This is a genomic window from Pedobacter sp. (genome assembly GCF_040513095.1).
Taxonomy (GTDB): Bacteria; Bacteroidota; Bacteroidia; order Sphingobacteriales; family Sphingobacteriaceae; genus Pedobacter.
The window spans coordinates 1-4,294 of sequence record NZ_JBEVDX010000022.1; the positions used below are offsets into that span (position 1 = coordinate 1).

Below are 4,294 nucleotides of genomic sequence, written 5' to 3' on the forward strand. Positions count from 1 at the left end.
GATTATCTTTTCTTTAACATAAATATTTATTCACAAATATGGAGATGGCAAAAACGAAGCTACTGATTGTTACACACGAGATGTCGCCTTTCCTCGAACTTACCAAAATTTCAGAGATTACCCGTCAGTTACCACAGGCAATGCAGGAAAAAGGATTTGAGATCCGCATTCTGATGCCCAGGTTCGGAAATATCAATGAAAGAAGGAACAGATTACACGAAGTAATTCGTCTGTCGGGGATGAACATCATGATTGATGATAATGACAACCCTCTGATTATCAAGGTCGCGTCAATCCCAGCAGCACGTATGCAGGTTTACTTTCTGGACAACGAAGATTACTTCCAGCGTAAGCACGTATTCAGAGATAAAGAGAGTAAGTTTTATGCAGACAACGACGAAAGAACGATCTTCTTTTGCAAAGGTGCACTGGAAACTGTTAAAAAATTAGGCTGGGCGCCGGATATTGTACATTGCCATGGCTGGATGACTTCTTTGGTTCCTGTATACATTAAGACTTCTTACAAAAACGACCCGACCTTTAAAAACTCTAAGGTTGTTTATTCAGTTTACGAAAGTTGCTTCACTGAATCTTTAAATGCTGACCTGCACAAAAAAGCAGTAATGAGCAATATGACTGAAGAAGACACTAAAGTTTTCGAAAACCCTACTTCCAGTACCTTACACATTGGTGCGATCACTTACTCAGATGCAGTTGTTTTAGCTGATGAAAACATTGAAGACAATGTGTTAAAATTTGTTAAAGATTCCAATAAGCCAACTTTAGCTTTTAATTTAACCGAAAATTTCGAGAACTTCTATTCGTTGTACGAAGAGATCTCGAGTGAAGAATTGGTTTCAATAGCATAAACTCAGGTATTATTAAATTAAATATGAAATTTTCAAAACTAGACTTATTGACCCTGTTGATAAGTCTTTTTCTTTTTTCGTCTTGTAAAGACTCAAGCAGCATCGGATTAGATGTAGATTCTTCCACTGCTGTTTCCGGAACGCTTCTGGATACCGTTACAGTAACATCCAGAACGGTTAGAGACGAGGCCACACAAACTTTTTATGGCGCAGGTTCTACTTCAAATCCAACAAGATATCCTTTAGGGATGATGGTTGATCCGATCTTTGGCAGTACTACCGCAAGCCTTGCAATGTCTGTCAACCTGCCCTCTTCCACTGCTACAAGTTTCAGTACGACCCCGGTAACTATAGACTCTGCAGTATTAACACTGGCATATACCTATGCCACGGATTCCCTGCTTAGGAGAGCCAGAGAATTTTACGGTGACAGCACAGCCAATTATAATATTACGGTGAGCCAGCTTGCAGAAAACCTGTCAACTCAAGGTTCATGGCTGAGCACTAAAAATTATGCTTCAGGAGATGTGCTCGGTACTTATACCGGCCCCGTTAAACCCTACACGAAGGTAAAAGTAACAACTATAGTAACTGGCGGCGCAGATACATCTATTACAAAAAAACCGCATCTGAGAATTAAACTGAGTGCAGATCTGATCAAAAGCAAAATAGCCGCGCTGGATTCCTTAAGCCTGACTACAGATGCAAAGTTTAATGCTGCTTTCAGGGGATTAAAAGTAACAGCGACAACCACTGGTACCGGAGGAATGATGTTCCTGGATTTTACTACCGGGCTTTCCAATCTTGAAATCTATTACAAACAACAAAACGCCACTACAACAACGCAGATAGATACCATTTATAAGGCTTTTCCGATCAGCAGTGCTACAAACCCGGTAGCAGCCACAGTTACTCATAATTACACCAATACACCTGTTGCCACACAGATTAATACACCTGGAGATTACCAGGTAACCTACCTTCAGGCGATGAACGGTATCAGAAATAAGATCAGTTTTCCTTACCTAAAAAATCTGACTACAACCCTAGGATCTAAAATAGTTATTAATAAAGCAGAGCTAGTGATTGACAGCAGCAACCCTGCAGATTCTATTCCATTTAAAATACCGCCACGCCTGGCAATGTACAGGCTGGATATTGCCGGACAAAGACAGAATGTAGCTGATGCCAATGTGTATGATGCTACAACCAATTCTACCGGAGATACACGCCCATATGTTTCAGGAGTTAAATTTGACGGTTTCTACAGATTCATCAAGAGCGGATATCTGCAAAACAGCTATTCATTTAATATTACAAACTATGTGCAGGATCTGGTAGATGGTAAAACAGTTGATTATGGTACTTTTATTGCACCGATTGCAACTGAGGTGACGGCCATCACTTATCTCAACACTGCAGGTCAGCTTACTACTTCAGGAAACACAGCACCAGTACTGGCTGCTTACGCCTATCCAACGCAAACTTCAGCCGGAAGGGTTGTCATCGGATCATTTAACAATACCAATGGCAAAAAGATCAGATTAAATATCTACTACGTGAAAACGAGCACGAAATAGTAACCAAAACACCAAACAGCAAAGGCCACTCAATTGAGTGGCCTTTGCTGTTTATGTACATCGTAAAGTTCCTAAAAAGGAAGATCACCGGAAACCTCTTCGGCATCCAGATATTCATTCTCAGTTTTAGGGCTTGCATTGCTGTGGACAGGTGTGCTTTCGAAATCACTCTTGCGCCCAAGAATTGTGAAATTCTCGGCAACAACCTCTGTCACGTATTTTTTTACTTTTTCCCTGTCTTCGAACGAACGCGTTCTCAGCTTCCCCTCTATATAAACGAGTTTCCCTTTTTGTAAATATTTGGATGCTACCTCTGCCAGACCTCTCCACAGCACAATGTTATGCCATTCCGTTTGCTCCACACGTTTGCCGTCTTTGTTATAAGTCTCTGACGTAGCCAACGGAAAGCTGGCGACGGTTACACCACCATCTAAGTGACGAACTTCAGGATCCTTGCCTAAATGTCCTACTAAAATTACTTTGTTAATACCTGACATGAATTTGGAGTTTACTATTTGTGAAAATAGTTGTTAATAAATTTGGTTAGAATTCTTGGTTGCGGAAGCTGGTCAAAGTCTGCCCATGAGACCCACTTTGCTTCTGCGTTAATATTAAAGTTAATGATATAATTACTTAAAGCAAAAAACTGAACGTATATAATTTGGTGAGTTAGCAAATGTTTTATTTCCACCAGGGGAAGAACAGTAACATTCTCACCAAAATTTTGTTTAATATTGTTAATAAATTGTTCGTCATAGATACTAACGGCCTCTCTGGTTTCGATACTTGGAAAGTCATACAAATGCTGCCAGATGTCCTCATCAATCCTTTTGTTGACTAAAATCTCATCGCCATCGCGACAAACAAAATAGTTAATATGCCTTGTTTTAACAGTCAGCTTTTTAAGCTTCACAGGCAGCAGAGGAATTAAATTATTATTTTTCGCAAAACAGGATACCTGCAGTGGGCAGGAAGGACAATCCGGTGATTTTGGCTTGCACTGCAGGGCACCAAATTCCATAATTGCCTGATTATACAGCGCAGGGTCTTCCTTATGGATTAACGATTGTGCCAGTTCAGAGAATTCTTTTTTACCCGCGGTACTGTTAATTGGTGTTTCAATCCCAAAATACCGGGCAAGCACACGGAAAACGTTTCCATCCAGAACAGCTTTGGCCTCACCAGATGAAAAAGAGGAAATAGCAGCAGCAGTATACTCACCAATACCTTTCAGCCGGATCAGCTCATCGTACTTTACAGGAAAAACACCATCATGCAGTTCCATAATCTGCTTTGCGGTAAATAACATGTTACGCCCCCTGGAATAATAGCCCAGTCCCTGCCATAATTTAAGTACCTGTGTCTCCGTAGCCGCAGCAAAATCCAGTACCGTCGGATAGGCTTCGAGGAACCTGTTAAAATAAGGAAGCCCCTGCTCAACCCGCGTCTGCTGTAAGATAATCTCGGAAAGCCATATCACGTAGGCATCCTGCGTATCGCGCCATGGAAGGCTTCTTTTGTTGCTTAAATACCAACTGATAATGTCTTGCTGAAATGCCATAACTCCAAAAGTACATTCTAATCCAGAATTTATTTAAAATTTAATATTTTTGGATGCTGAATTTTACATTGGAATTCATGAAACGCAGCGTAAATGGAATCATGTGCTCGCCCATATTTTTTAAAACTTGCAATTCCCTGATACAATTCCAGATAAATAATTGATCTTTTATTTTCCTATCTCATTAAAAAGCAATACTTTTGCAACCCCAAATCACTTATAAATATTAAACACACAACAATTAATAATAGAAAATATGACTAAGGCAGATATTATTTCAGAAA

4 protein-coding genes are annotated in these 4,294 nt (G+C 40.1%); 2 read left to right on the forward strand and 2 right to left on the reverse strand.

Annotated elements, in window-relative coordinates; genetic code table 11:
• Positions 1-44 precede the first annotated feature (44 nt).
• Together ABWY16_RS03365 and ABWY16_RS03370 are read left to right on the forward strand one after the other, a co-directional pair.
• Positions 45-869, forward strand: coding sequence for a glycogen/starch synthase (locus ABWY16_RS03365; RefSeq protein WP_353903238.1), 825 nt, complete (start codon positions 45-47; stop codon positions 867-869).
• 23 nt (positions 870-892) lie between these two features.
• Positions 893-2,449 (forward strand): DUF4270 family protein, encoded by a 1,557-nt coding sequence (locus ABWY16_RS03370; RefSeq protein ID WP_353903239.1) that lies wholly within the window; start codon positions 893-895, stop codon positions 2,447-2,449.
• Positions 2,450-2,520: 71 nt separating this feature from the next.
• On the opposite strand, the gene ABWY16_RS03375 is transcribed toward ABWY16_RS03370, so the two are convergent.
• Positions 2,521-2,946 carry a single-stranded DNA-binding protein gene (locus ABWY16_RS03375; RefSeq protein WP_353903240.1) on the reverse strand — a complete coding sequence of 142 codons (426 nt, stop codon included), beginning with the start codon at positions 2,944-2,946 and terminating at the stop codon, positions 2,521-2,523.
• A 14-nt stretch (positions 2,947-2,960) separates the two neighbouring features.
• Positions 2,961-4,010 carry an A/G-specific adenine glycosylase gene (mutY, locus tag ABWY16_RS03380; RefSeq protein ID WP_353903241.1) on the reverse strand — a complete coding sequence of 350 codons (1,050 nt, stop codon included), beginning with the start codon at positions 4,008-4,010 and terminating at the stop codon, positions 2,961-2,963.
• Between the last annotated feature and the right edge of the window lie 284 nt (positions 4,011-4,294).